Raw genomic sequence first — 24,892 nt, 5'->3', positions numbered from 1 at the left:
CAACCGTGTCGGCTGTTCGCCTACGGATACGGATGGTACGGGCCGTCGAGTCGCGGGTCGAACCCTAGGTCCGCCGGAACCGACTCGGCCCTGTCGCCGAAGAAGGGGTCTCCCTGAAACAGGGGTTGGGCCTCCGGAAGCAGCACGCGGACGGCCTCGAATCCGAGTCGCTCCACGTCCTCGGTCGTCGTCCGCGCGGCGTACGCGTCTAACTCGGCGTCCGAGACGCGTTCGACGACGGCGGCGAGTTCCTCGGTGCCCGTCGGAACGTCGTCGGGGCCGACGCTCGACGCCGGAACCGCCGGACTGGCGTCGACGAACTCCCGGGCCGCGTCCGGAAACTCCGCGTACGCGCCGATAGCGCCGCCCTCCGCGTTCGCCTCGTCGGGCCCCAGCGCTCTGAGTTCCATCCAATTTTGGAGCGCTTCGGCCAGCGCGGACCGCGCGGCGTCCGTCGGGTCCAACGACGCCCCCGACCCGACGGCGAAGTTCGGCCACTCGCCGTCGCGGTGAACCGCCGCGGCGACGACCGGAACGTCCACGTCCTGCGTCACCAAAAGCGGCGTCGCAGTCAGGTTCTCCGCGTGCGCTCGCTTCTCCAGTTCGGCGTACGCCTCGTCCTCGACGTCGAGAGCGAGGGGGTCGAACGTCGAGTACCACGAGAGCATCGTCGCGTCGCGTTCGACGACTTCGTACAGACCCGAGAGAAGCGCCTCCACGCCCGAGTTCCCGAGGCCCAACCCGGTCGTGATGGATGGTTTGTGTCGGTCGCTCGGCGGAGGATAGTGGACGAACTCCGCCGGAAGGGAGACGGCGTCGCCGGTGTCGAGGTTCTCGCCGTCGACCCACGGAATCGGCTCTTCGGGGTCGGGCGGGCGGTACGACTCGGGGCGAACGAACCGAGACGGCGAGACGGGGGTCGCGCGCGTTCGTTCCGGCGCGACGGTGAACTCGGTCGAACGGAACACGCCCGCGCAGTAGCGTTCGAGACCCTCGCCGAGAGCCTTCATGAAGGCGGCGTCCCAGTCGGGGTCGACGCCCGCCGCGAACTCGGCGGCGCGAACGTCGCTGAACCCTCTGGTTTCCGTCGTCTGTGCGAGGTAGTACGGAACCGGGAACGACTCGCGTTCGCCCACCTGTGCGACGAGGCCGGTTCGGTCGTCGAGTGCGCGTTCGGCCCGCGTCAGCGAGTCGTCCACGCTCGCCTCGCGGTACTCTCGCCGCACCCTCCTATCGCGCGTCGACGGGTCCGGTACCGGAAGAATCGGTCTCTCCGCTACGACGCCCGTGCCCGCGACTTCCGCGACGGTACCGACCACCGACTCGTCGTTCGCGAGGAGCGCAACCCCGCGCCGACCGGCGAGTGCCCCGGCAAATCGGACGGCGCTTCTGTCTCCCGACGGCGACCCGTCGCCGTCCGTCGTCGCGGCGACGCGGCCGCAGAGGTCCGAGAACCGCGCGCCGTCGGTGCCGAACACGGAGACTGCGGCGTCTACTTCCTCGACGGGGTGCCCGCCGACGCCGCCCAGTTCGACGACGACGAGTCCGCCGCCGCGTTCGTCCACCGCGCGAGGCGCGTCGGTTCCGGCGGGCGCGACGACGACGCTCAGACGCGCGTCTCCCGCCTCGTCCGGCGAGGCGTCGGAGACGGTGGCGTCTACGTCCGCGAACGCCGCGCGGACCGCCTCGGCGGCCGGTCCACTCCCCACGAGGGCGATGTCGTTCGATGTCACGGACCGATAGAGACGCGAGTGGCGGAAAAAGCGAGGGGATCCGAGACGGAGCGAACGGACGCAGGGGGCCGCGACCGAAACGCGAGCAGGGAATCCGACGGGTCAGTCGAGGAGGGTCTGAGCGACGCCTGCGAGTTGGGTCGGGTCGGCGTTGACCAGTCTGTCGTCGCCGAGTTTGAGGCGGAGGCGGGGTCGGCCCACGTCGATCGGCACCTTCTCGGTGTCGATGAGGCCCAAGTCTTCGAGTTTGGTCTTCGTCCGAGAGAACGTCGCTTTGCTCGCGATGCCGACGTCTTCGCCCCACTTGGAGATGTCGTAGAGCAACACGTCGTTCTTCGCGGCGACGAGGAGACTGATGGTCACCTCGTCCAGTCCGTCGCCGTCGCCGCGGGCGGTCTGAAGCGACGAGAGGACGGCGTCGAAGTCGTCGCGCGCCTTCGGTCCGACGTCCGCTTCGAGCGTCGAGCGAACCTTCGATATCGGCGGGGTTCGGAGTTTGAACGTCGGGGACTCCTCCCACTCGGTTCGGTAGGCGTCGCGCGCCTGTTCGACGAACGCCTCGTCTTCGGTGACGAGTCCGGCGACGCGGTCACCCGCCGAGACGAGTGCGACCACGGAGTCTCCGGTCACGAGAAGGGCGTTTTCGGCCCCCTCGGTCGCCGTCCGCATCGACAGCGTCTCGGCGTCTACGAGGTCGGCGGCGTTGCTCGCGACGATGAAGTCGTCCATCACGTCTTTCAAGAGCGGTTCGTCAGCAACCATCCTGATCGTCGGAGTCTCTCCGCCGAGTTCCGACGCGACGGCGACGAGAGTCTCGACGACGTCCGCCGTCGGGTCGACGACGAGAACCTCGTCGCCGCCCGCCGAGAGAACTGACTGAAGAATCTCCTCGACCCCCTCCGCGAGCATATTAGAACGGATAGCCATACCCACAATATGAGTGAGAGATTATTTAATATTAACGCACTACCGGTATCGTAATCACCTTCGTAGCGCCTTGTAACAAGCTCAATGCGTAGAAATTCTGTTTTTATTCCGAGTAAGAATACCCGTTCGAGGACGAATTAATAAACTCGACGTAGCCGCGTATTCAGCTGTTTCTCGTGGCGTAATTTGAATCTGGCGTCTGGCGGGCGGAGAGACGGACTCTCCGTCGTCTCCGCGCGGCGAGCGCGCCGGGCCCAGGTTGCACCGACGTGCACAGAAGAAGGGGCAGTCGTAGCCAAAGTGGACACACTTATTGGTCACACGGCCCCCCTCTCTGACATGGATTACAGTCACGTCCGCGACGTCGACCCCGCCGTCGCAGATGCGCTGTCGGGCGAAGACGAGCGACAACGGAACACGCTCGCGATGATAGCGAGCGAGAACCACGTCAGTCGCGCGGTTCTCGAAGCCCAAGGGAGCACCCTGACCAACAAGTACGCCGAGGGGTATCCCGGCTCTCGGTACTACGCTGGCTGTGAGTACGCCGACGAGGTCGAGAACCTCGCTATCGACCGCGCGAAGGAACTGTGGGGCGCGGAGTACGTCAACGTGCAACCGCACTCGGGGACGCAGGCGAACATGGGCGTCTACCTCGCGATGTTGGAACCGGGCGATAAGATTCTCTCGTTGGAACTGAGCCACGGCGGCCACCTCAGCCACGGCCACCCCGCGAACTTCACGGGTCAACTGTACGACGTCGAACAGTACAAGGTCGACCCCGAAACGGGCTACATCGACTACGAGAGCCTCGAACAGAAGGCCGAGGAGTTCGACCCGGACATCATCGTCTCGGGGTACTCCGCGTACCCGCGGGCGGTGGAGTGGGAACGCATCCAAGACGTGGCCGACGACGCGGACGCCTACCACCTCGCAGACATCGCACACATCACCGGACTCGTCGCCGCGGGCGTCCACCCCTCGCCCGTCGGCGTCGCCGACTTCGTCACTGGTTCGACGCACAAGACCATCCGCGCGGGTCGCGGCGGCATCATCATGTCCTCGGAAGAACACGCGGACGCCCTCGACAAAGCCGTCTTCCCCGGCGGGCAGGGCGGCCCCCTCATGCACAACATCGCGGGCAAGGCCGTCGGCTTCCGCGAGGCGCTTCGACCGGAGTTCGAGGAGTACGCTGAACGGACCGTCGCCAACGCGAAGGCCCTCGCGGAGACGTTCGAGGCGGAGGGGCTGGAAGTCGTCTCCGGCGGCACCGACAACCACCTCGTCCTCGTGGACCTGCGGCCCTCGAACCCAGATACCACCGGCAAGGACGTAGAGTCGGCACTGGAGGACGCCGGCATCGTCCTCAACGCCAACACCGTCCCCGGCGAGACGCGTTCGGCGTTCAACCCCAGCGGTATCCGCGCCGGCACGCCCGCACTGACGACTCGCGGGTTCGACGAGGAGGCGACGCGCGAGGTGGGCGAACTCATCGTCCGCGTCATCGACAACTACGACGACGACGCCGTCGTCTCCGAGGTGGCAGACAGGGTGCAGGAACTCTGCGACGACCACCCCCTGTACGAGGAGTAACCCCCGTTCGGCGCTTCGCGCTATCTCTCGTTCGCACGGACTGACGCGCCGCGTCTACTTTTTGCGGCACCCGCCCGATGACGACGTATGGTGACTCGGAGACGCCTCCTCGCCCTTCTCGGTGCCGCGGGCGTTCCACTCGCCGGGTGTTCCGACAGGGAGCGCCGAACGCCCGGAACGGATAATCCGGGCGGGTTCGGAACGCCCGTAGACGACACCGTGACCGCGGTGAGCGTCACCGAGACGCCGACGGAGACGGTCACGGGAACACGGACGGCGAACGACTCGGCGCACTCGAACAAGACGGCGACCAACGGAACGGTGACCGACGGAACGGCCACCGCAACCGGGACGCCCGAACGCGAGTTCGACCTCCGGGAGGCGAACGTCGTCGCCGTCGAGTGGCGAGTCATGAACGGCGTCCACCGGTTCGACGTGACGCTCTATCACGACGACGACGGCGAGGCGGGGTACGCGGACTGGTGGCAGATAGAGACGACGGACGGGACGGTACTCGTCCGCCGCGACTTGCTCCACTCCCACGGGACGCGCGAGTTCACTCGCTCAGAGAACGTCCGAGTGCCCGACGGCGTCACCTGCCTCGTCGTCCGCGGACACGACCAAACGCACGGGTTCGGCGGGCAGGCGATGGTCGTGAATCTGGAGACGGAGGAGACGACGCCTGTCAGACAGGGCTCGGAGGCGGACTCCGACATCGCCGACGACGTCTGTTGAGCCACGGTATACACGTATGTGTTCATATAACCATTTCTCGACCCTCATGTATGCACGAATCCGCGAGTTTGAAGTGTGCGGGGGACGCCGAAGTAGGTATGACCGACATCATCGACGGAAACGCGGTGGCCGAAGACGTGCGCGCGGGTCTGACAGATGCCATCGACGCTCTCTCCGAGGCGGGCGTGACGCCCGGGTTGGCGACGGTGCTGATGAGCGACGACCCCGCGAGTCAGACGTACGTCTCGATGAAACAGCGAGACTGCGAGGAGGTCGGTATCGAGGCGCTCGACTACGAACTCGACCCCGACGCGCCCGCCGAGGAACTGTACGAACTCGTCGACGACCTGAACGCGGACGACTCGGTGCACGGCGTTCTCGTCCAGATGCCCCTCCCGGACCACGTCGACGAACGCGAAGTGCTCCGGCGCATCGACCCGGCGAAGGACGTCGACGGTTTTCACCCCGAGAACGTCGGCCGCCTCGTCGCCGGGAACCCCCGGTTCAAGCCGTGTACGCCCCACGGTATCCAGAAGCTCCTCCAGTCGGCGGACGTCGACACGGAGGGCAAAGACGTGGTCGTCGTCGGCCGGTCGAACATCGTGGGCAAACCGATGGCGAACCTCCTCGTCCAGAAGGCCGAGGGCGGCAACGCCACCGTGACGGTCTGTCACTCTCGAACCGAGGACTTGGCGGCGAAGACCAAACAGGCCGATATCGTCATCGCCGCCTGCGGCGTCCCCGAACTCGTCACCGGCGAGATGCTCTCTGCGGGCGTCGTCGTCGTCGACGTGGGCATCAACCGCGTCGACGCGGACACGGAGAAGGGCTACGAACTCGTCGGCGACGTGGAGTACGACTCCGCAGAAGAGAAAGCGAGCGCCATCACGCCCGTCCCCGGCGGCGTCGGCCCGATGACGCGCGCGATGTTGCTCTGGAACACGGTCAAATCCGCCGGAGAAGCCGCGGACGTGGACGTGGACCTGCCCTGACCGCGGCGGAACTCGCAAACCGGACGAACCGCGGACTACCGGTGCATCGACACGACCAACCGACCCTCCTCGCGCGTCACGCAGAGCGTTCCGCCGTCGAGGTCGAAACTGTGCGCGTCGCGTTCCGTGAGGAGAACGCGGTCGAACGGGTCGCCGCAGGCCGGGCAGGCGACGTCGTCTCTGTTCTCGTACAGCGTCGTCTCGCCGGTGTCTCGGAGCAGTTTCATCCGGTGACGGACCGCGTGTTGGTCGAATCGGTCGGCCATCGGTCGAGACGCGTCCCGGCGGGCAAAAGAGGTTAGGAAAGCCGGGTGAGCCTGTCGCGGGCGGTGGCCAACGCCGCCTCGTCGCCCTCGCGAGCGTACCGTGCGAGTTCTCGCGCGGCGCGGACGAGAGCCTCCGATTCTCGGAGCGGAACGTCGCCTTCGAGCGCTTCGACCCGCGTGAGGTGGTCGCCGAGCGTTTCGAGCGTCCGGCGCGCGTCGGCGTCGGGGTTGTCGTCGAGCCAGAGCGAACAGTCGCGCCGGAACGCAGAGAGCGTCTCCGCGTAGGCCAACCCGCGCGCGGCGGTCAGAGAGGGCGGCACCTCCGCCGGGTCGGGACGCTCCCCTCGGTCCGCGCCGCGCAGAAGCGAGATGACGTACAGGTGTTCGTCCTCGCTCACGTCCCGGAGTCGGGCGTAGGCGTCGGCCGCGTGGAGGAGTTCGTTCGCCGCGAGGTAGGTGTCGTCCACGTCGCGGAGTTCGCCGCCGCGCACGAACCCCCGTTCGCGAACGTACGCGCGGAGGTCGGACTTCAGGTCGTCCGCCGCGTCCGCCGGAAGCGCGTGGCGTCCGGTCGAAGCCTCCTCGTCGAACCCGCCGATTGCGTTTCGGTGCGGCGTGAGGTCGAGTTCCGCCGCGGCGTCCGTGTGACGCTTCCGGTCGCCGATGCCGACGCTCCGGAGACTCCCGCAGTCCGGACAGGTGACGCTCCCCGTGTCGTAGTACGCCCACTCTCGGTGACAGTCTTTGCATCGTCTGCGGCCCCGGATGCGCATACGTATCGGTGGGACGCGCCGAGTGAAAAGCCCGACGCCCCCGCCGCGGCGGACGCGCGCCACCTTCTTGACTCGAACGCGCCTACGGGCGACCATGCGCTCCGAGGAGGACGTTCGCGAGCAGTACGAGTTCCTGACAGAGCAGTTAGAATCCGAGGAGATGCGCCACCAGGGCGTTCGAGAGCTCTTCACCCACTACAAACGCGCTCTGGGCTGGGTCTTGGAGGAAGAGCACATGTGAGCCGAGACGGACAAACGGACAGTTCGACAGTCGCGAGGCTGGGATAAACTGACAAACGATGTCGCCGGTCGGTATCTTTAAGCCCAATCGGCCGGTAGTCGTTATCGACGCTTCGCTTTGGAGGGCCGAAGCGTCAGCGGGGACCAATTCAGGGCGGCAAGCACCACGCGGTTTTTCCGCGTGGCTTGCTTCCTTTCGACGATACGACACCGACGAGCGATGCGTTCTTTTCGTCTCGATTCGACCGGGTGAGCCTCGCGTCCGTCTCAGACATTCAGACGCCCCGCCGTCGCGGCGTTCACTCGATACTCAGTTCGCCGCTTCCGGACCCGTCGCCGTCCGCGCCTTCGTCCCACTCCAGTTCGAACTCGATGCTGAGTTCGTCCGCCGACGCCCCGCCCGACGTCTCGCGTTCGGCTTTGACCTCGAACGTGAGAGAGCCCGGAACCGACATATCGAGCGATTCGCTGCCGGACCGAAGCGAGATGTTCCCGTCGTCGTCGAGTCTGTCGGCCACGGACCGGAGGTAGGCGGCGATCTCGTCGCGACTGTGCTTCGACTCCGTCTCGAAGAGTACTTCTTCGGGCATACCCGCGAAGACGCACCGAGGGGGTATAAGTCATGCACCGCCCGCCGGTCCGAGGCGTCTAGTTAGTTCGGAGACAGTTCGGTCCGGGGCTCGGACCGTCCGTCGAACGGCGGTGTACGTGGTGTCACACCGGTGACGGCATCGATACTGACCGAGACAGCGGTGCTTCCCGCAGTTGCCGAACATCTAGTCCGATATGTTTATTTCAACCACACAGTAACATACTAACTGAATTTACCGATGTACGACTTGACAGGATTCCAGCGTGACTTGCTGTACGTGATTGCGGGACTCGACGAACCCCACGGACTGGCCATCAAAGAGGAGCTAGAAGAGTACTACGAAAAGGAGATACACCACGGCCGACTCTACCCCAACCTCGACACTCTCGTCGAGAAGGGACTCGTCGACAAGGGCCAACGTGACCGTCGAACGAACTACTACACCCTCACTCGCCGCGGCCGCCGCGAGATAAAGGCCCGCAAGGAGTGGGAATCGAACTACATCGACATCCAGTACGACGGAATCAGCGTCTGAACGGTTCGGAACGAACGCCCGCCTTCGACCGAGTGGTTCCCCGAAGCGACAGCGAACAGAGAGCAACGGCACCGCTGGAATCCGTGGCGTCGGTCACGACGGCGTCGGACCCTCGTCGTCGCCCGGCGCGTCCAAGCGCTCTCTGTCGTCTCCGGCGGCCCTCTGGGACTCTTTTTCCACTCCCGCGTGAGGGCTTTCACCCGCGGCGTCGTCGGCACCGACGGCGTCTGCGACGAGTTCGGCGTCCGCGCCCGAGAGCGGTTCGACCAGTCCCTCCGCCGCCGGGTCGACGGCGTACGGTTCGATGGGCGTCCCGCCGAGGAGTTCCGGGAGGACGAACTTCGCGAAGTTCACGGCGAGAACGAGCAGAATCGGCATGAGGAAGATACCGTACCAGCCGAACATGAAGGGGCCGAGCGTGTACGCTATCATCACCGCACCGACGTGGAGCGACCGGCCCGAGACGTACGGTCTGAGAACCAGGTCGGGGATGGTATCGACGACGACGAACGAGACGGCGACGAAGACGAAGACGAACCAGAGCGTCCCGGGGTCAGAGAGGTACGCCGTGAGTGCGACGTACGCCGCGACGGGGACGTAGACGAGTTTCATGCCGACGACGGGGACGAGACTCGCCGCGCCCGCCAACAGACCGACGAGTGCGGCCGCAGGAATTGCGACGCCCGCGGGTGCGACCATGTTCAAGCCGGTGTAGGCGATGACGCCGATTGTCCCCGTCAGCACCGCGTTGAGGATGTTCCCGAAGAAGATGTTGTGGAAGTCTCGGTCGACGGCCCTCGCGTACGCCTCGAAGACGCCCCTATCGTCGGCGAATCGGGTTCGCGTCCACTTCGCGAGGCGGTGGTCGTCGCGCAGGAGGTAAAACGCCAGCGCGACCATCACGAACAGGTGAACCGCGCCGACGCCGAGGAACGCGGCGGTACCGGCCGCGGAGTTCAGCGAGTCGAAGACCGAGCGGAGTTGCTCCGGCGAGAGGGCGGCGAAGTCGAGCGAAAAGAGGGTGTTCGGGTCGGCGAGCAGGTAGAACTGGTCTGTGGTGATGGGGTAGTTCGAGAGGTCGAACACCCCGCTGTCCGTCAGTTTCAGCGCCTCGCCCGCCGCGACGGCGACTGCGTAGGCGACCAAAGAGAGCGCGGGTAAGGCGAGAGCGAAGAGGGCGACGGCGGCGGCGACACTCGGCGGGTGGACGCGCCTCCTGAGTCGCCGGTAGATGGGTCGCGTGGCGTAGTAGATGAAGAGTCCGAACACGACGGTGCCGACGAACGAGTAGAGGACATAGAGGATGGCGGCGGCGAGCAGTCCCCCCAGAGACCACCACACCAGTCGTGACCGTTCCATGTCCAGTAGATTCATGTTCGTGTACGGGTACCGTCGGTGCAAAAGTCTATCGAGGAACTGACTGGTCACGCAGCTAGCCAGCGGGTTCAAGTGACGATTCGTGCAACATCGACTCGATGTCTCCGCCCCTCGCCGTTCTCTCGGCCGACGTCCTCCAGACGGGAGCGCTCGGCACGGCGCCGTTACTGGCCAACCCCGTGGTTCGACTCGTCCTCGCGGCCCTGTTGGGTCTGTTTCTCGGACTCGAACGGGAGTGGTCCGAGAAGACTGCGGGCATCCGGACGTTCTCTCTGACGAGTCTCGTCGCCGCCGTCTTCACTCTCGTCGCCGTCGAAGAGACGTTCGGAGCGGTGCTTCTCGGCGTCGGCGGCGTCCTCGTCGTCGTGCAGGGTATCCTCTTGGCTATCCAAGGACTCCGAAAGGAGGGCCAAGACGCGCTCTCTTTGACGACGTCGGTCTCTCTGATGGCGGCGTACGGCGTCGGCGTCCTCGTCGCCGCGGGCGACGTTCTCGCGGGCGTCACCGTCGCCGTCGTCTCCTCTCTGTTGCTCGTGTTGAAGCGCGAACTCCACAGTCTCGCGGGGCGACTCGACCGGCAGGAACTCCGCTCGACGGCGGAGTTCGCCATCCTCGCGTTCGTCGCGTACCCGTTGCTTCCCGCCGGGTCGGTGACGGCTCTCGGCGTGAATTTCGAACCCCGCGTCGCGTGGTTGATGGTCGTCACCGTCGCCGGAATCGGCATCGTCAACTACGCCGTCGTCCAGCAGTACGGGGGTCGCGGCGTCGCGGTCACGGGCTTTTTCGGCGGTCTGGCCTCCTCGTCGGCCGTCGTCGGGACGATGCTCGACCACGTCAAACAGCAACCCGACGCTCGGATGTACGGCGTCGCCGCCGTCCTCCTCGCCGACGCGGCGATGGCGCTTCGGAACCTCGGCATCGCACTCGCCTTCACCTTCCCGCGACAGACGCTCGTCGGCGTCTTCGTTCCTCTCGGCGCACTCGTCGTCGGGAGCGTCGCCGCCGCGTGGTACGTCACCGACTGGCGGGCGCACGTCGATATCCCGCTCGAAAGCCCCTTCTCGCTCAAGAACGCGCTGGCGTTCGGCGCGATGTTCCTGTTCATCCTCGTCGTGGGCGCGGCCGCACAGAGCGAGTTCGGCACGTACGGCCTGTACGTCAGCGCCCTCCTCTCGGGATTCGTCTCCTCTGCGGGCGCGACGACGACGGCGGTGCTTCTGTACCGGGGCGGGACCATCGGCTCCGCGCCCGCGGTCATCGCTATCCTGTTGGCGACGGCCGCGAGCGTCGGCGTGAAGGTGATTCTCGCCGCGACCGGACCAAAAGCGTTCGCCCGTAGCGTGACCGGGTGGTCGGCCGGACTCCTCGTCGGGGCGGGACTCCTCACCGGACTGGTCGCGTGGGCGGGCGTCCTGTGAGTCGGACGCGACACTCCGGAGAGCGAACTATTTAACCGGCAAGTATTCGTACGCGGGTCATGGACCGAGACACGGCCGTCCCGCAGGTCGATTCTCTCCCCGGTGAACGCGCGCGCGAGTGGGTCGAGTACCACCGCGAGAACGCGGCTCCGAGCACCTACGTCTACGACTTCGTCTGGGATATCACCGAAGACGCCGAAGGTCCGTTCTGCACCGACGCCGACGGCAACGTCCTCCTCGATTTCACCAGTCACGTCGCCGCCGCGCCCCTCGGCTACAACAACCCGAAGATCATGGACCGAATGCGAGAGTTCGACCTGGTGGACCCCCTGAAGATAGCCGGACAGGACTTCTACGCCTCCGGCGGCGACGACCCCGGAGAGGAGGAACTCCCCGGCCCGGCGGGACTGATGCAGCGACTCGTCGACATCACGGACCACTACGACATGGACACCGTCTTCCTGTCGAACTCCGGCGCGGAGGCGGTGGAGAACGCCATCAAGATAGCCTACGACGAGTCGGACGGCGCGAAGTACGGCGTCACGTTCGAGGGGGCGTTCCACGGCCGGACGCTCGGCGCGCTCTCTTTGAACCGCTCGAAGTCGGTGTACCGACGGAAGTTCCCCGAGGTGTCGGGTATCGTCGACCTGCCGTTCTGCGACGACCGGACGTGTTCGGCCGACTCCTGTTCGTGCGGCTTCTTCCCCGACGACGAGTCGGCCGCCTCCCGCCTCCGGCGGAAACTTGACCCCGACCGGGGCCACGTCGACCCGGAGGACGTGGCGTACGTCATCGTAGAGCCGATTCAGGGCGAAGGCGGCTACAGAATCCCCTCCGACGCGTTCATGGACGAACTCGCCGCCCTCGTCGACGAGCACGACATCACGCTCGTCGCAGACGAGATTCAGTCCGGCGTCGGCCGGACGGGCAAGATGTGGGGGGCCGACCACTTCGCCATCGAACCGGACGTCATCACCTCCGCGAAAGCGCTCCGCGTCGGCGCGACCATCTCCCGAACAGACGTGTTCCCCGAACGGAAGTCCCGCCTCTCCTCTACGTGGGGCGCGGGCGACATCATCGCCTCGCTTCAGGGTGCGCTCACCCTCGACGCCATCCACGAGTACGACCTGATGGACAACGCCGTCGCGCGGGGCCGCCAGTTCACGGAGACGCTGTCGGACGCCGCTCTCGACGCCGTCGTCGACGTGCGCGGGAAAGGTCTCATGCTCGGCGTCGAGTTCGACACCAAAGAGCGCCGAAACGCCGTCCAAGAGGCCTGTCTGCAGTCGGGGCTTCTCACCCTCGCCTGCGGGTACAAGGTGCTCCGCGTCCTCCCGCCTCTCGACGTGACCGAACGCGAGATAGAACTCGGCGCGACGCTCCTCGCGGAGGCTATCGAAGACTGCTCGTAAAGTCCGCCGCCTCGCGTCCGGCCGGTTCGAACGGCGGCCACAGAGCTCGTCTGACGTTCTTTTCTTCGACCTCACCCGCACACTTATGGATGACAGAGACGTGTGACAAATGTACCTATGACTACATGTGGCGGTGACAGTCCCGAAAGCGAAGGACCCCCGTTGGCTCTCGATACCGTGTTAGAGATATTAAGCCATCACCACCGTCGCGACCTGTTTCGTCTGTTTCGGGAGGAATCGACGAAGGTGGTCGATTTCGAACGGTGCGTGAGTCACCTCGTCGAACGAGAACGGGAGCGGACGGGGCAGATACCCGGTCCCGACCACCTGAGAATCACCCTCCACCACGTCCACCTGCCGAAGCTAAGTCACGCGGGACTGGTCACCTACGACGAGTCGGCGGAGACGCTCCGATATCACCGAGACGAGGGGATAGAAGAGTGGCTCGGCCTCATAGAGTCGGAAGGCGACGGGGAGTAAAGTGCCCCGACCGGTGAGCGGTCGTCAGGTCCAGCGGTCGAGACCGGTCTGGACCGCCGCCTCCTCGATTCGCTCGAAGCCGCGTTCGACTTCGTCGGCCGCGACGTCCCACTCATCGACGACGTACGCGCGGGCGGCGTCCAAGTCGGGGTCGATGTCGGTGTCGAACTCGTAGTCGTCCGTGACCGGCGGGTCGACGAACAGGTCCCGGACCCGGTCTGCGTTGTCGATGTAGACGTCGCGGGATTCGAGGACGCCCCACAGGTCGCCGTGCTCTTTGACCTCCTTCAGCGCCGTCTTCGGGCCGACGCCCGCGACGCCCTCGTTGAAGTCGGTTCCGCAGAGCATCCCGATATCTATCAACTGCTCTCGGGTCACGTCGAGGTTCGAGAGCGTCGCTTCGAGGTCCATCAGTTCGGGGTCGCCCTTCGAGGTGATCTGTCGGAGCGTGTACGGCGCGCCGAACAGCAACGTGTCGTAGTCCTCGCTGCCGACGTAGTCCGCGTCGCCTCGCCTCGCCATGTACGACGCCTGCGCTTCGCCCTCGGCGGGGGCTTCGACCATCGGTACGTCGAGGCGTTCGAGGAGGCCGCGCGTCGTCTCGTGAATCGTCGAGGTGAGTCGCTGGGTGCGCGCTTCGAGGCGCGCGGCGGCCACGGAGTCGCCGCGCTCTCTGGCCGCCGCTTGGAGCTCCTCAGCCTGCTTTCGTTTTTCCCGGCGCGACTCCACCTCGTCGTCTTTCAACTCCGTGACGCCGCCGTCGAAGACGAACACCGGGACGATGTCGTGGTCCAGAAACTTCGGGAGACCCTGCACGACGCCGATGAGGTTCGCCACTTCGACGCCGTCTTCGGTCGTGTACGCCTCCTCGCGGGTGAACTTCACCGTCGTCGTGAGATAGCGGTACAGCCAGTTGTGCGCGTCGACGGCGACGACGCTCCCCGACACGTCGTCGAACGACACGTCCGAGAGCGATGCCAGACTCCGGAGGTCTGCGTTTCCCATTGCCCCCCGTTGGGCCCCGATTCGCTTTAATATCCCGCGTTCGCGTCGCCGTCGCGGCCGTCTCCGAACGCCGCGCGTTCGACGGGGGCGGGGGGCGCAGAGCCACGTCGGTCGTCGAGAAACGACGACTCCGCGGCGCTCAGGTCGCGTTCGCGGAACTCGTCGAGTCCGCGCTGATAGCGGTCCGTCTCTCTGTCTGCGGGGGCGTCGGCGGGTCGTTCGAGGACGAGTTCCGCGATGCCCGTCGTCGCTCCGGTCCACGCGAAGCCCGCCTCGTACAACGCCTCGTACGCGAAGGGGTTGTTCACCGCGATGCGGAGGCGGTCGTAACCGCGTTCGGCCGCGCGGGCGACGACGAACGCGCAGAGTTCCGGGCCGAGGTTCTCTCCTTTCCGGTCGTCGCGGACGGTGACGTACCGAAGCCAAAGCGTTCCCTCGTCGGTTCGGTCCTCGTTGAACGCGACGGCGGCGAGAACGTCCGACTCGTACTCCTCGCTCGGGACGGACGCGTCGGCGGTGCGGTCGGAGGCGACGGCCTTCCCGGTGTTCGACATCACGAACTTCCCGGCGTAGGCGAACCGCCGGTAGTCGAGGCGGAGCGTCGGCCCGTCTGCGGGCCACCCGAGGAGGACGAACTCCATACCGGCTACACGTCGGCGCGCGGAAAGAGACCGTTGGTTCTTGCCACCCGAGACCGTACCGGAGCGTATGTCCTCTCTGTACGGGTCCGGAGACGTGCGCTTTTTCGACCGAATCGCCCGCCTGTACGACGTGGCGATGCCGTCCGCGCGCGTCGGTCCGCTTCTGTCCGGACTGGAGTACGCCCGGCGACCGGTCGAACGCGTCCTCGACGTGGCCGGCGGAACGGGCCGAGCGACTCGCGCGCTCTCGCGGGAGGGTCCGGAACCGGTCGTCGTGGACTTCTCGGCGGGGATGCTCGCTCGGGCGCGCGCCGACGGGCGAGAGGGGGTGAGAGCCGACGCCGGAACGCTCCCGGTGCGCGACGGTGCCGTCGACGCCGTCGTCGTGGTGGACGCTCTGCACCACCTTCCCGACCCGAAGCGCGCAATCGCCGAGGCGGCCCGCGTTCTCGCGCCCGGCGGCGTCCTCGTCGTCCAAGAGTTCCACCCCACGACGACGTTGGGCCGGGGGCTCGTCCTCGCAGAGAGCGCTGTCGGGTTCGATTCCACGTTCTGGACGCCGGCCGAGTTGTGCGAGATGTTCGGGCAAGCGGGATTACGAACCCGCATCGTCCGCGACGGGTTCGAGTACGTGGTCGCCGGGCGGCGCCCGGAGGACGTTCCCGTCGCTTCGGACGAGCGAAAACGAGAGAGACATTAGGGACCGGGTGAATGCTTCGGATATGGCAACTTCGGTCGCGTCGTTCATCGACCGCCGTATCGACTCCGGGGCGCTCCCGCTCGCGGTGGGGGACCTGGTGGCTCTGTCGGCGATTCTCACCGTCGGCGTCGTCATGCACAACGGGGTGGACTACCTCGCCACGTTCACCGTGGCGTGGCTCTTGACGCTCGTTCCGTTCCTCATCGGGTGGGCCATCGCCGGACCGCTCATCGGCGCGTACTCCGCGGGGGCCGCAGAGTCGGCGAAAGCCGCGATTCCGCTCGCGGTCCGCGGGTGGATTCCCGCCGCGATAATCGGCCTCGGACTCCGGTGGACGCCGCTTTTCGAGGGCGGCGTCGCCCTCGTCTTCGCGGCAATCACCCTCGTCACCGGGGCCCTCGCACTCGGCGTCTGGCGGTGGCTGTACTTCAAAATCGTCGGCTGACCCCGACCCGACTCTTCCTCGCTTTCTCGACGCGATACGTTCTCGACGCTGCGCTCAATCGGCGGTCGCGCCCGCGTCTTCGTTCGCTCCGCGCTGTCGGACGAGATAGAGACCCAATCCGGCCCCGGTAGCGGCGAACCCCGCGAGCGTGAGAAACAGCACTTGAGGCGTGCTGTACGTCAAAATCGTCCCCGCGACGGCACCACCGAGAGCGCCGACGCCGAAGACGCCGAGATACGTGAAGCCGTACGAGAGGCCGCGCGTCCCGGCGGGCGTGTACTCCGCGACGGTGGCTTGGTAGAACGGCTGGATGACGAAGAGGAAACAGCCCAACACCGCACCCAGAGCCAACAGCGGAATCAGACCGGCGTTCGCGACGGGCAGAAAGACGACGGCCAACGCGGCGAGGACGCCGAACGAGCCGACGATACCCCACTCGACGGGGATTCGGTCGGTGAGTTTGCCGCCGACGTACTGGCCGACGACGCCGACCATGAGAAGGCCCGAGTAGAAGTACCGCTCGGGGTTGAGCGTCCGGCCGGAGCCGGATTCGACGCCGAGAGCCTCCGCGACGCCCACGGGGAGGAACGTCGAGAGCGGAATCGGCCGGAACGTCGGGATGCCTTCGAGGAGGTTCGGCAGGAACGTGAGGATGCCGCGGTAGTACAGCCCCGAACACATCACGACGAGAAAGACGACGGCGAACCCGCCGACGAACATGCGCTTTGACTCGCCGAGGAACTCCGCCAGAGAATCGACGCCGCTTCCGGCTTTCGAGTCGCCTCCGTCACCGCCGTCGGCGGCGACTGCGGCCGTCTCGTCGAACTGCGCGCGGGTGGCGTACGCCCCGGCGACGAGAGCCGGAATCGCGAGCAGACCCGCGACGAGTTGCCACTCGAAGAACAGAAGCAAGATGGCGGTCAAGAGCGGTCCGAGCCCGATGCCGACGTTGCCCGCGATACCGTGGTAGGCAAAGCCCGTCCCGCGCTCTTCGACGCCCTTCGAGATGAGAGCGAGCCCGGCCGGGTGGTAGACGCTCGCTGCGGCCCCCCAGAGGAGCAACGCGAGCGTGATGACGACGACGCCGGGAGCGAGTCCGAGAAGCAGGAACGACGCCGACATGCCGAAGAGGCAGATGCCGATGAGTCGCCGCGAGCCGATTCTGTCTACGAGGACGCCACCGGGAAGCGCGCCGACGCCGAACAGACCGTACCCCGCGGTCACGACCAGACCGAGCGTCGCGGCGGTCACCTCGAACTGCGTCAAGCCGAGATTCACCACGTCGTACTCCACGAGCCAGATGGAGACGAAGATGGGGATAGACAGTTCGTACGTGTGCACCATCCCGTGTGCGAGCATCACGAGAGCCACGATGGCGCGGTCGTTCCGGTTCACGTGCGTTGTACGCACGAGCGTCCAATTCAACCCACCGGTGTGGGCAGTCGGCGAGGGTGAACGCGCGGCCTCAGCGCGCGGAACTCGGCCGGACGAAGCCGGGGGTCAAGCGACGCCAGCTATCGGACGGCGTAAACGTTCTTCGAATTCGATGGTATCGCGTTTTCGAGCAGAAGAGACCGGTTACCGACCCATCGCCAACTCATAAGTTATGGGTATCCAACTCAGTACCAACTGAGGAGATATCTGTGTCTCATGGGAAAGAATTATATGACGTGTGTCCGTATATCATAATGTCTTATGACAGGGTATTACGACTACGTACTTGGACTCATCCCGCTCGCACTCTTCGGACTCACCGGAACGCTTCACGTCGCCGGACTCGGCGTGACGCAGGCCGTTCCCATCGCTGCAGGCGTCGCCGCCGGTATCGTGGGCCACGCGCTGTTCGTCAACGGCCCCGTCTCCGAAGTCGCCGCGCGGACCGTCGAATCAGCGGCCGCCGCCGACCCGCGCTCGAACCGGAACCCGAGCGCTCCCGTCGACGCCGACTGAACACCCGAACCCTGTCCGACGCGCACTGCGCGTCTTTTCGTCTCCGACTCGAACCGCCGCCTAACTACCGCTCTCGTTCTCGCGGACGTTCTCCCGCACGGTTTTCACGCTGGGCGACGATTGCCCGCACATGACGGAAACGCTGTTTCTGACGAGCGACGAGGTGTCCGGCTTGGCGACGCCGGCCGAGTTCGTCGACGCCGTCCGCGACGCGTACCGCCAGCGAGGCGAGGGTGCGGACGCGGAACCGCGCACGAAACTGACGAACGCCGACCCGCCGGGCTTTCTGACGACGTACGCCGCCGTCCTCCCCGAGACGGGTGCGATGGGCGGATACACCTACTCTGCGGGGTTCGGCGCGAGAGATGCGTGGTTCATGACGCCGCTTTTCGACGCCGAGTCGGGCGAACCGCTCGCGCTCCTCGACGGGGCAAGCATGAACCCGTTTAAAACCGGCGCGGCGGGCGCAGTCGGCGTGGACGCACTCGCCCGCGAGGACGCCTCCTCGATTGCCCTCGTCGGAAGCGGGTCGCAGGCCCGCGGGCAACTCCGCGCCGCCGCCGCGGTCAGAGACGTGGACACGGTCTGGGTCTACTCGCCGACGAAAGAACACAGAGAGAAGTTCGCGGGCGAGATGGACCGAACGCTCGACGCTAGCGTGGCCGCCGTCGCCTCCTCCGCGGCGGCAGTCGAGGGAGCGGACGTCGTCATCACCGCGACGAACGCCTCCGAACCGGTGTTCGACGGCGACCACCTCGAACCCGGCGCGCACGTCACGGCGATGGGCCAGTACAACGCGAAAAAGCGCGAACTGGACGCGACGACCATCCAGAAGTCCAAATACGTGCCGGACCTGAGAGACCGAGTCATGCGGGACGCGGGGTCGTTCATCCACGCCGTAGCGGAGGGCGTCGTCGACGAAGACCACGTCCACGCGGAACTGGGCGACGTCGTCGCGGGCACCGAACCGGGCCGGACCGACGACGACGAGATAACCGTCTTCGACAGCGGCGGGACCGGAATCGAAACCGTCGCCGCGGCGCACCTGCTCTACGAGAAAGCCCGAGAGGAGGGTCTCGGCACGACCATCGACTTCTCGCCCGCGAGCGAATCGCTCACCGGAGAGTAGCCGAGGCGGACGCTGGCAGTACGCTCGGATTATCGCCTGAACGAACCACCCCCGCGCGGACTCTCGGGAAGAGTCGTAGGGTCCGTTCTCTATCGATGCGTCCGCGGACGCACCGACTACGTCGCGCTGAAACTGTCACCGAATCCGGCGAAGACGGCGAGAACGTACGTCGGAACGACCAGCCACAGGAGGTACCAGACGGCGGCCGCGACGACGAGCAGAACCGTCGTCGGGACGCGGTCCTCGGCGTACCAGTCGAACCCCCTGTTCGGCAGGACGTACAGAAGCAGCGTCGGCCACAAGAGCAGCGAAACCGCCGTCGCGGCGGCGATGCCGTCCACGCCCGAGACGTAGAGCGGCGACGCCTTCCCCGTCGGTCGGACGTCGAGACTCAGAGAGACGACGCAGCCGCAGAGAAACCCCCACACCGCTCCCGGCACCGGCAGCCAGAGGGCGTAGTTGACGCGCCACTCGGAGGGCGGAATCGAGTCGAACAGCCGTCGCACGCGCCCGGCGAGGAGAAACGGCGCCCACGGGACGGCGACGAGCCAGCCGTACAGTCCGTAAACGACGGCGAGAAAGACGCCCGTGTGGAGTATCGAGAGCGGTTCGACGGCCATCGTCGTACTCACGCCCGACCGTCGGTATGGGCTTTGTGTTCCGAGCGGTGCCGCCCGCAGACCGAGAGACGCGAGGCGGCGACCCCGAGACGATTACTGGAGTCGGTACCGAAGTAACGCCGCGATACCGCCGAGATTGCTGAGTTGGCGTCCGGGGTCGAACTCACCGGAGAAGACGGTGACCTCGCCGCCCTGTCGTTCGACGTTCTGGATGACCTCGTTTACGTCCACGTCCCAGTCGCCCTCGCCCTGTCGTTCCTCGCGGAGGCGTTCGTCCACGACCAAAAGCGTCTCGACGGCCCCGAACTCGGCGGCCTCCGTGACTTGGTCGATACCGTAGGCCACCTTCTCTCCCGTCGAGATGCCCTCGGTCAGGTCGTCTATGAGGTCGGCCTCCCGAGAGATGCGCGTCTGCGTCTGCACCTCGTCCACCGCGCCGCGTTTCAGCACCTCGTGAACGCCCCTGTCCCCGACGCCGGCGGTGTCCACGACGGTCATCTTCTCGGCCACGTCGGCGTGGTTCTCCTTTATGTAGTCGCGGGCGTCCTGTTTCGTGAACCCGGGTCCAGCGAGGATGACGGCGTCTACGTCCATCCGGCCGAGGGCCTGCCCGAGTTCGGCGAACAGTTCCGACCGGGGGCGAGCGTACTCGCCTTTCCCCGTCGGCGCGGTGTAGGAGAAGCGCTCCTCGGTGCCGTACTGCGCGACGGTGTGGATGTGCGCCTCGCCCTCTTCGACCGTCGCGATGGCAACGTCCGGGTTCTCGGCCGCCTCTTTGGCCTCCTCGATGCGGTCGAGTTGATCCGGCTTGAAGTGTTTCTCGACGGTTATCTCGTCGTGTTCCTCCACGTTCAGCGTGTGGTGGTGGCCGAGTTGGTCCTCGCGGGAACAGGAGACTATCTCGCCGCCGACGCGCAGGCGGTTCGCGAACCGCGCGAACTCCACGTCGTCGACTTCGATGGTGAGAAAGAGGTGTTCGCGCTCTCCGCCCGTGTCGCGGAGGTTCTCCTCGTTCCGTTGGATTCGTCGGGTGGTGTCGCCGGAGACCGAATCGCCCGATTCGAGGACGTGCGAGAGATGCCAGAGGTCGTCCACGTTCTCGGGGACGAGCGTGATGCGTTCGCGGCCCTCCTCGCCGCGTCCGCGACTCGAAATTCGCATACTGTGGCGTCCGACGCCCGCGGGTAAGTGTCCTGCTATCCGCGAGAGGGGGGTCGTGCTCCGTCCCGATTCGAGCGAGACGGACGCTTGACGGTTAGATTATCCGTCGGGTGAAGAACACGAGGATGCCGACCACGAGCAACCCGATGCCCCAGTAGAGGGAGGGGTACGGGAGGTACGCTAAGAGGAGCGTGACGATACCCGACGTGATGAGGGACCAACCGATAGTCGTTCGATAGGACACGCAGTTGTCATCAACGGTCTGACGGAAGAGTGTACTGACCGTTTCAGACGTTCGTCTCGGCGGCGGCGCGGCGCTTCTCGCTCAGACCCTCGGTGAACCCGCGACCGAACAGGTAGTAACTGACCACCTGCACGTAGAAGAGGACGAAGATGCCGACGAGAACGACCGAGAGAGCGCTCCCGACGAGGCCGCCGACGACGCCGACGACGATGGCGAGCACCCACCCGACGAAGTACTCGCTCGTGGTCGCTCCGGACCAGATGGTAGAGAAGTCGAACGCCGCGCCGAGAGAGTCCTCGACGGCGAAGTTCGTCATGGCCGCAGGGAGGACGTACGCGACGAGGAGAGCGAAGACGAGGAGGAGCAAGCCGCCGACGACGGCGACGATACCGACGGCGGCGCTCGGTTGCGGGGAACCGCCGTTAGAACTGACGCTCACGGGGACGAACAGCGCGAAACTGAAGACCGCCATCGGAATCGCGATGAGGAGACCGTACGCGAGGTTGACGACGAACAGTTTGATGCCGTCCACGATGAGGTCCCCCCAGTCGGTGAAGGAAGGGGCGGCCGGTTCGCCTTTGGCCGCGCCCCGGAGGACGCGCACGAGGTAGCCTTGGATGACGAAGGCCGGAATCACGAGAACTCCGAGGACGCTCAGCAAGCCGCCGATGAGTATCGTGGCTATCCTGTCGTCGCTGTTCAGGGGATACGAGAGGGAGTCACCTAGCATGAGTTGAAAGACTGACGTAGCTGGGTTAACTCTTGCCCACAAATACGCCGAATCGGGTCGCCGTCTGCCGTTCAGACGACGGGTCGTTCGTCGATGGTCTCGCCGCCCTCGTGCATCTCGATTTCGCGCAGGTCGCCCCACGCGTGTCCGACGAGGTAGTACGCGGCGACGGCGGCGTAGAAGCCGACGAACCCGCCGACGACGACGCCGAGGAAGGGCACGACGTTCAGCAGGCCCGAGACGATGCTCCCCGCGACGATGATTGCGAGTCCGCTCACCCACGCGGTGAAGTACTTCCCGGAGGTCAACACGGGCCGGAGTTCGCCGACGCGAAAGCCCGCGCCGAGTTCGCCCGTCTCCGCGAAGTTCGCGATGGCCGCGGGGACGACGTACATCGCGAAGAGTCCGAGAGCGAACATCGCGAGGACGCCGACGAACAGGGCGATGCCGCCGAGGGCCACGAGGCCGCCGGAGTTACCGTTTCCGCCCACGACGATGGTCATGATGCTCCCGCCGACGAGGAGGCCCGCGAGGGCAGTCGGGACGAAACCGTAGACGAACGTGATGACCGCCGCCTTCAGGCCGTCCATCCCGAGTTCGCCCCAGTCGTCGAACGCCGGAACGGCGTCGTCGCCGTGCATCGTCGCGCGGATGACGCGGACGATGTATCCGAGGACGAAGACGGCGGGGACGACGAGGAACCCGAGGAGTGTGAGGATACCGCCGACGAGGAGGGTTCGGACCCAGTTTTCGCTCGTGCGCAGGTAGTTGAGTGAGTCGTTTATCATGGTGTGTCACCGAGCGCTCGCGTCGTCCGACGATGCGTCTCGGGAGGCGTCTCGGCCGGTCCGAACTCCGCCGCCAGTTCGACGCCGCGTACGGAGTTTCGTACGCGCTCTACCGCTCAGTTACGTCGTTCGAGGAGATAAATATAGAGTATCGGACGCGAAAGCAGACGGGGTCGCGCGGCGCGTCACGCTCTGTGCGCCGCGTTCAGTCGTCCATAATCTGACTCCCGCCCGACGGGAGGAACTCCTGTATCTTGTCCGCGCTCGCTATCTTGCGGACGAAGGAGGTATCTGCGAACCGTTCTCGGAACTTCCGGTAGCACATCATCGCGGCGTCGTTCTGCGCGTACTGTCCGGGTTGGAGGCGAATCGTCGTCTCCGCTTTCCCCTCGATGGCCGACGGCGGGCCGCCGACGACGCGCGTCTCGCCCACGCACTGGATGCCGACTGCGACTTCGGCGGCCACGTCGCGGAAGTACGTCCTGTCGCCGCGAACCACGAACGACCCCTTCTCTATGTACTCGCCGGACTCGGGCGTCTTCGACACCTGATCGGGCGACACCATGTACGCGTCGTCGGCGAATCGACCCTCCTTCCAGATGGAGGAGTACGAGACGGCGAACTGCGCGGCCTCCCGTTTCGTCGAGTCGGGGAACTCCACCGGCTTCGACGGTTCGGACGGGCCCGTCGCCTTCACGACGGTGACCGGGCCGCCGTGGGCCTGCGTGTGGAAGAACAGGTCGTGTTTGTTCGTGTACTTCTTGACTATCTCCTCGTTTTGGTCGGCGTTGCGCCCGCCGATGACGAGATAGCCGTCGGAGGTGTGGAACCACCGGAACCGCTCGTACCAGTACTCCTCGGTCCGAAGCGGTATCGACTCGCGGTTCAGCCAGTCGATGTCTTTCGGTTCTACCTCCTCGTCTTCGTCGTCGTCTTGGTCCTCTCTTTCCCACTCGTCGCGTCGCTTCTGTACGTCGGCTAAGTCCTCGCGGGTGTCCTCTATGGCCGCGAGTGCGCCCTCTTTCTTCTCTTCGATGCGCTTTGCCTCCGTGTACAGGCGGTCCGCGTTCTTCTCGACGCCGGTCGAGACGTCGAGTTCGACCGTCACGTCCTCTATCTCGACCGTGACCGTCCCCTCGGCGCTGTCGATGTCTCTGACCGCTTCCGCGGCGGTGATTCCTCGCTCTGCCCCCGATTGAAGCGTCTCCTCGATGTCGTCCCACGGGACGCCCTCCTCGCGCGCGCCGCGAACGGTCGAAAGCACCTCGTCTACGAGTTCGTAGTTCGCGTACAGCAGTTCCGCGCGGCGACGCTCTTCTTGGGCCTGCTCTTCGAAGCCCTCGATAGCGCCCTCCTGTTGGTCGATGATGCGCTGTTTCTTCGCGATTTCGGCCTCGAAGTCCGGGCGGTTGTCGTTCTCCTCGGGTTCGTCGTCCGAGAGGTCCAGACGGTGGAAGTAGGCGTCTAAGGCGTCGTTGAACGTGTCGAACGCCTCGCTGTTCAGGTCGTCACGCTCGTGTTCTTCGAGGGGGAACGGCGTCACGTCGACGACGGAGTCGTCTTCGACGTAGACGCGCGGGTCGAAGTCGCCGGATTTGACCGTCTCTCGGAGTTCCTCCATCGCGCCGTGGATGGCGCGGTACTCGTCGTCGCCCGCGTCTTCTATCGGGATGGTCTTCTCGACGCCCGCGCGGGTGCAGAGTTCCTCCGCGTAGAGGCCGCCGAGGTTCAACTGCGTCGCCAGCGTCCGCACCACGTCCGTGTCCGACTCGTCCATCTGACGCTTCAACGCGTCGTACCCCACGGTGAGCGGATTGAGTCGCGACGAGGGGTACTCGTACTGCGCGCCCGGCGCGACGGTTCTCGACTTCAGGCGGACGGTTTCGAGGCTCCGAACGACTTCGCCCGTCTCGTCTAAGACGGCGATGTTGCCCTGTCCGAACAGTTCGGCGACTATCTTCGTGTTCTCGTCGCCGCGTTCGAACTCGAACGTGAGGATGCGGTCGAACTCGAACTGCTCGACGCCCGCAAAATCCGCCCCGGAGAGGCGGTTCCGCAGCATCATCGCGAAGTTCGGCGGCCGCCCCGGCGCGTCGGGGACGTGTTCGGGTTTCGCGGCGTGCGCGCGCTTTATCTCGCCGACTTCGATTAAGAGTTCGACGCGACCCCTCTCGAAGTCGCGCATGCGGAGACGAAGCAGGTCGTCGCCGTACAGGTAGGCCTTATCGACCTTCGCTCCCTCGTACCGGTTCAACTCGGTGACGAGGGCCGCGAGGTCGATGCTCGTCAACTCCCGCTTCGGGTCCATGGACTCGTTTTTCGTCGGCGGGGGAAAAGGGGTGTCGCTTCGGGCGGTTCGGTCGCCCCGAGGGGAAAGCACTTACCGATGACTCGAACTCTGTTCGGTCG

The 24,892-nt window shown here is 65.8% G+C and carries 27 protein-coding genes; 12 read left to right on the top strand and 15 right to left on the bottom strand.

Annotation, left to right across the window (positions count from 1 at the left end):
* Nucleotides 1–20 precede the first annotated feature (20 nt).
* Nucleotides 21–1,733 (bottom strand): YcaO-like family protein, encoded by a 1,713-nt coding sequence (locus tag BM167_RS07945; protein WP_092891293.1) that lies wholly within the window; start codon nt 1,731–1,733, stop codon nt 21–23.
* A 102-nt stretch (nt 1,734–1,835) separates the two neighbouring features.
* Nucleotides 1,836–2,660: a transcriptional regulator TbsP gene (tbsP, locus tag BM167_RS07940; protein WP_092891291.1), complete on the bottom strand. Its 825-nt coding sequence runs from the start codon at nt 2,658–2,660 to the stop codon at nt 1,836–1,838.
* A gap of 339 nt (nt 2,661–2,999) precedes the next feature.
* Between tbsP and glyA the strand changes: the two genes are divergently transcribed.
* From glyA to folD, 3 genes are all read left to right on the top strand, one after another.
* Nucleotides 3,000–4,250 (top strand): serine hydroxymethyltransferase, encoded by a 1,251-nt coding sequence (gene glyA, locus BM167_RS07935; protein WP_092891289.1) that lies wholly within the window; start codon nt 3,000–3,002, stop codon nt 4,248–4,250.
* 87 nt (nt 4,251–4,337) lie between these two features.
* Complete coding sequence (locus BM167_RS07930) at nt 4,338–4,985, top strand: hypothetical protein (protein ID WP_092891287.1); 648 nt, start codon at nt 4,338–4,340, stop codon at nt 4,983–4,985.
* A 98-nt stretch (nt 4,986–5,083) separates the two neighbouring features.
* Nucleotides 5,084–5,977 (top strand): bifunctional methylenetetrahydrofolate dehydrogenase/methenyltetrahydrofolate cyclohydrolase FolD, encoded by an 894-nt coding sequence (folD, locus tag BM167_RS07925; RefSeq protein WP_092893011.1) that lies wholly within the window; start codon nt 5,084–5,086, stop codon nt 5,975–5,977.
* A gap of 35 nt (nt 5,978–6,012) precedes the next feature.
* On the opposite strand, the gene BM167_RS07920 is transcribed toward folD, so the two are convergent.
* Nucleotides 6,013–6,243, bottom strand: a complete 231-nt coding sequence (locus tag BM167_RS07920; RefSeq protein WP_092891285.1) for a DUF7385 family protein — start codon at nt 6,241–6,243, stop codon at nt 6,013–6,015.
* Between the two features lie 32 nt (nt 6,244–6,275).
* Nucleotides 6,276–7,016 carry a DUF7117 family protein gene (locus tag BM167_RS07915; protein WP_092891283.1) on the bottom strand — a complete coding sequence of 247 codons (741 nt, stop codon included), beginning with the start codon at nt 7,014–7,016 and terminating at the stop codon, nt 6,276–6,278.
* A gap of 94 nt (nt 7,017–7,110) precedes the next feature.
* Between BM167_RS07915 and BM167_RS18425 the strand changes: the two genes are divergently transcribed.
* Nucleotides 7,111–7,257, top strand: coding sequence for a hypothetical protein (locus BM167_RS18425; RefSeq protein ID WP_177213317.1), 147 nt, complete (start codon nt 7,111–7,113; stop codon nt 7,255–7,257).
* A 298-nt stretch (nt 7,258–7,555) separates the two neighbouring features.
* Here BM167_RS18425 and BM167_RS07910 read toward each other — a convergent pair whose 3' ends face one another.
* Nucleotides 7,556–7,846 (bottom strand): amphi-Trp domain-containing protein, encoded by a 291-nt coding sequence (locus BM167_RS07910; protein ID WP_092891281.1) that lies wholly within the window; start codon nt 7,844–7,846, stop codon nt 7,556–7,558.
* A gap of 240 nt (nt 7,847–8,086) precedes the next feature.
* Here BM167_RS07910 and BM167_RS07905 point away from each other — a divergent pair, with 240 nt between their 5' ends.
* Nucleotides 8,087–8,383 carry a PadR family transcriptional regulator gene (locus BM167_RS07905; protein ID WP_092891279.1) on the top strand — a complete coding sequence of 99 codons (297 nt, stop codon included), beginning with the start codon at nt 8,087–8,089 and terminating at the stop codon, nt 8,381–8,383.
* A gap of 93 nt (nt 8,384–8,476) precedes the next feature.
* Here the strand turns inward: BM167_RS07905 and BM167_RS07900 are convergent, their stop codons facing one another.
* The gene (locus BM167_RS07900) at nt 8,477–9,757 is read right to left on the bottom strand and encodes an AI-2E family transporter (RefSeq protein ID WP_092891277.1); all 1,281 of its coding nucleotides are present in this window, start codon (nt 9,755–9,757) and stop codon (nt 8,477–8,479) included.
* A gap of 101 nt (nt 9,758–9,858) precedes the next feature.
* Between BM167_RS07900 and BM167_RS07895 the strand changes: the two genes are divergently transcribed.
* The 3 genes from BM167_RS07895 (at nt 9,859) to BM167_RS18100 (ending at nt 13,070) form a co-directional block, all read left to right on the top strand.
* Nucleotides 9,859–11,178 (top strand): MgtC/SapB family protein, encoded by a 1,320-nt coding sequence (locus tag BM167_RS07895; RefSeq protein ID WP_092891275.1) that lies wholly within the window; start codon nt 9,859–9,861, stop codon nt 11,176–11,178.
* A 59-nt stretch (nt 11,179–11,237) separates the two neighbouring features.
* Nucleotides 11,238–12,590, top strand: coding sequence for a class-III pyridoxal-phosphate-dependent aminotransferase (locus tag BM167_RS07890; RefSeq protein WP_092891273.1), 1,353 nt, complete (start codon nt 11,238–11,240; stop codon nt 12,588–12,590).
* A 117-nt stretch (nt 12,591–12,707) separates the two neighbouring features.
* The gene (locus BM167_RS18100; RefSeq protein WP_143095484.1) at nt 12,708–13,070 is read left to right on the top strand and encodes a DUF7344 domain-containing protein; all 363 of its coding nucleotides are present in this window, start codon (nt 12,708–12,710) and stop codon (nt 13,068–13,070) included.
* Nucleotides 13,071–13,094: 24 nt separating this feature from the next.
* Here BM167_RS18100 and fen read toward each other — a convergent pair whose 3' ends face one another.
* A complete protein-coding gene (gene fen, locus BM167_RS07880; RefSeq protein WP_092891269.1) occupies nt 13,095–14,075 on the bottom strand; it encodes a flap endonuclease-1 in 981 nt (326 codons plus the stop codon).
* Between the two features lie 26 nt (nt 14,076–14,101).
* Complete coding sequence (locus BM167_RS07875) at nt 14,102–14,716, bottom strand: GNAT family N-acetyltransferase (RefSeq protein WP_092891267.1); 615 nt, start codon at nt 14,714–14,716, stop codon at nt 14,102–14,104.
* 76 nt (nt 14,717–14,792) lie between these two features.
* Between BM167_RS07875 and BM167_RS07870 the strand changes: the two genes are divergently transcribed.
* Nucleotides 14,793–15,416: a class I SAM-dependent methyltransferase gene (locus BM167_RS07870; protein WP_177213356.1), complete on the top strand. Its 624-nt coding sequence runs from the start codon at nt 14,793–14,795 to the stop codon at nt 15,414–15,416.
* A 22-nt stretch (nt 15,417–15,438) separates the two neighbouring features.
* On the top strand, nt 15,439–15,861 hold the full coding sequence (locus tag BM167_RS07865; RefSeq protein WP_092891263.1) for a DUF3054 domain-containing protein: 423 nt from the start codon (nt 15,439–15,441) through the stop codon (nt 15,859–15,861).
* A gap of 54 nt (nt 15,862–15,915) precedes the next feature.
* On the opposite strand, the gene BM167_RS07860 is transcribed toward BM167_RS07865, so the two are convergent.
* Nucleotides 15,916–17,256 carry an MFS transporter gene (locus tag BM167_RS07860; RefSeq protein WP_092891261.1) on the bottom strand — a complete coding sequence of 447 codons (1,341 nt, stop codon included), beginning with the start codon at nt 17,254–17,256 and terminating at the stop codon, nt 15,916–15,918.
* Between the two features lie 300 nt (nt 17,257–17,556).
* On the opposite strand from BM167_RS07860, the gene BM167_RS07855 reads away from it, so the two are divergent.
* Nucleotides 17,557–17,811, top strand: coding sequence for a DUF8015 family protein (locus BM167_RS07855; protein WP_092891259.1), 255 nt, complete (start codon nt 17,557–17,559; stop codon nt 17,809–17,811).
* Nucleotides 17,812–17,941: 130 nt separating this feature from the next.
* Nucleotides 17,942–18,940, top strand: a complete 999-nt coding sequence (locus tag BM167_RS07850) for an ornithine cyclodeaminase family protein (RefSeq protein ID WP_092891257.1) — start codon at nt 17,942–17,944, stop codon at nt 18,938–18,940.
* A 116-nt stretch (nt 18,941–19,056) separates the two neighbouring features.
* On the opposite strand, the gene BM167_RS07845 is transcribed toward BM167_RS07850, so the two are convergent.
* The 6 genes from BM167_RS07845 to rqcH all read right to left on the bottom strand — a co-directional run bounded on the left by BM167_RS07845 (nt 19,057) and on the right by rqcH (nt 24,791).
* Entirely contained in the window at nt 19,057–19,572 is a 516-nt protein-coding gene (locus BM167_RS07845) for a DUF8162 family protein (RefSeq protein WP_143095483.1), read from the bottom strand.
* Nucleotides 19,573–19,653: 81 nt separating this feature from the next.
* The gene (locus BM167_RS07840; protein ID WP_092891253.1) at nt 19,654–20,721 is read right to left on the bottom strand and encodes an mRNA surveillance protein pelota; all 1,068 of its coding nucleotides are present in this window, start codon (nt 20,719–20,721) and stop codon (nt 19,654–19,656) included.
* A 94-nt stretch (nt 20,722–20,815) separates the two neighbouring features.
* On the bottom strand, nt 20,816–20,965 hold the full coding sequence (locus tag BM167_RS18420; RefSeq protein ID WP_177213316.1) for a hypothetical protein: 150 nt from the start codon (nt 20,963–20,965) through the stop codon (nt 20,816–20,818).
* Nucleotides 20,966–21,008: 43 nt separating this feature from the next.
* A complete protein-coding gene (locus tag BM167_RS07835) occupies nt 21,009–21,695 on the bottom strand; it encodes a DUF4013 domain-containing protein (RefSeq protein WP_092891251.1) in 687 nt (228 codons plus the stop codon).
* A gap of 71 nt (nt 21,696–21,766) precedes the next feature.
* A complete protein-coding gene (locus BM167_RS07830) occupies nt 21,767–22,483 on the bottom strand; it encodes a DUF4013 domain-containing protein (protein WP_092891249.1) in 717 nt (238 codons plus the stop codon).
* Nucleotides 22,484–22,688: 205 nt separating this feature from the next.
* A complete protein-coding gene (rqcH, locus tag BM167_RS07820; protein ID WP_092891245.1) occupies nt 22,689–24,791 on the bottom strand; it encodes a ribosome rescue protein RqcH in 2,103 nt (700 codons plus the stop codon).
* Nucleotides 24,792–24,892: the final 101 nt, after the last annotated feature.

Source organism: Halopelagius inordinatus, from assembly GCF_900113245.1.
Lineage (GTDB): Archaea > Halobacteriota > Halobacteria > Halobacteriales > Haloferacaceae > Halopelagius > Halopelagius inordinatus.
This window is presented reverse-complemented; position numbering and strand designations above follow the sequence as displayed.

Coding starts and splice junctions, on each gene's coding strand:
- tbsP (WP_092891291.1), bottom strand. CDS start 2,660: ATGGCTATCCGTTCTAATATGCTCGCGGAGGGGGTCGAGGAGATTCTT.
- glyA (WP_092891289.1), top strand. CDS start 3,000: ATGGATTACAGTCACGTCCGCGACGTCGACCCCGCCGTCGCAGATGCG.
- BM167_RS07930 (WP_092891287.1), top strand. CDS start 4,338: ATGGTGACTCGGAGACGCCTCCTCGCCCTTCTCGGTGCCGCGGGCGTT.
- folD (WP_092893011.1), top strand. CDS start 5,084: ATGACCGACATCATCGACGGAAACGCGGTGGCCGAAGACGTGCGCGCG.
- BM167_RS07920 (WP_092891285.1), bottom strand. CDS start 6,243: ATGGCCGACCGATTCGACCAACACGCGGTCCGTCACCGGATGAAACTG.
- BM167_RS07915 (WP_092891283.1), bottom strand. CDS start 7,016: ATGCGCATCCGGGGCCGCAGACGATGCAAAGACTGTCACCGAGAGTGG.
- BM167_RS18425 (WP_177213317.1), top strand. CDS start 7,111: ATGCGCTCCGAGGAGGACGTTCGCGAGCAGTACGAGTTCCTGACAGAG.
- BM167_RS07910 (WP_092891281.1), bottom strand. CDS start 7,846: ATGCCCGAAGAAGTACTCTTCGAGACGGAGTCGAAGCACAGTCGCGAC.
- BM167_RS07905 (WP_092891279.1), top strand. CDS start 8,087: ATGTACGACTTGACAGGATTCCAGCGTGACTTGCTGTACGTGATTGCG.
- BM167_RS07900 (WP_092891277.1), bottom strand. CDS start 9,757: ATGAATCTACTGGACATGGAACGGTCACGACTGGTGTGGTGGTCTCTG.
- BM167_RS07895 (WP_092891275.1), top strand. CDS start 9,859: ATGTCTCCGCCCCTCGCCGTTCTCTCGGCCGACGTCCTCCAGACGGGA.
- BM167_RS07890 (WP_092891273.1), top strand. CDS start 11,238: ATGGACCGAGACACGGCCGTCCCGCAGGTCGATTCTCTCCCCGGTGAA.
- BM167_RS18100 (WP_143095484.1), top strand. CDS start 12,708: ATGACTACATGTGGCGGTGACAGTCCCGAAAGCGAAGGACCCCCGTTG.
- fen (WP_092891269.1), bottom strand. CDS start 14,075: ATGGGAAACGCAGACCTCCGGAGTCTGGCATCGCTCTCGGACGTGTCG.
- BM167_RS07875 (WP_092891267.1), bottom strand. CDS start 14,716: ATGGAGTTCGTCCTCCTCGGGTGGCCCGCAGACGGGCCGACGCTCCGC.
- BM167_RS07865 (WP_092891263.1), top strand. CDS start 15,439: ATGGCAACTTCGGTCGCGTCGTTCATCGACCGCCGTATCGACTCCGGG.
- BM167_RS07855 (WP_092891259.1), top strand. CDS start 17,557: ATGACAGGGTATTACGACTACGTACTTGGACTCATCCCGCTCGCACTC.
- BM167_RS07850 (WP_092891257.1), top strand. CDS start 17,942: ATGACGGAAACGCTGTTTCTGACGAGCGACGAGGTGTCCGGCTTGGCG.
- BM167_RS07840 (WP_092891253.1), bottom strand. CDS start 20,721: ATGCGAATTTCGAGTCGCGGACGCGGCGAGGAGGGCCGCGAACGCATC.
- BM167_RS07835 (WP_092891251.1), bottom strand. CDS start 21,695: ATGCTAGGTGACTCCCTCTCGTATCCCCTGAACAGCGACGACAGGATA.
- BM167_RS07830 (WP_092891249.1), bottom strand. CDS start 22,483: ATGATAAACGACTCACTCAACTACCTGCGCACGAGCGAAAACTGGGTC.
- rqcH (WP_092891245.1), bottom strand. CDS start 24,791: ATGGACCCGAAGCGGGAGTTGACGAGCATCGACCTCGCGGCCCTCGTC.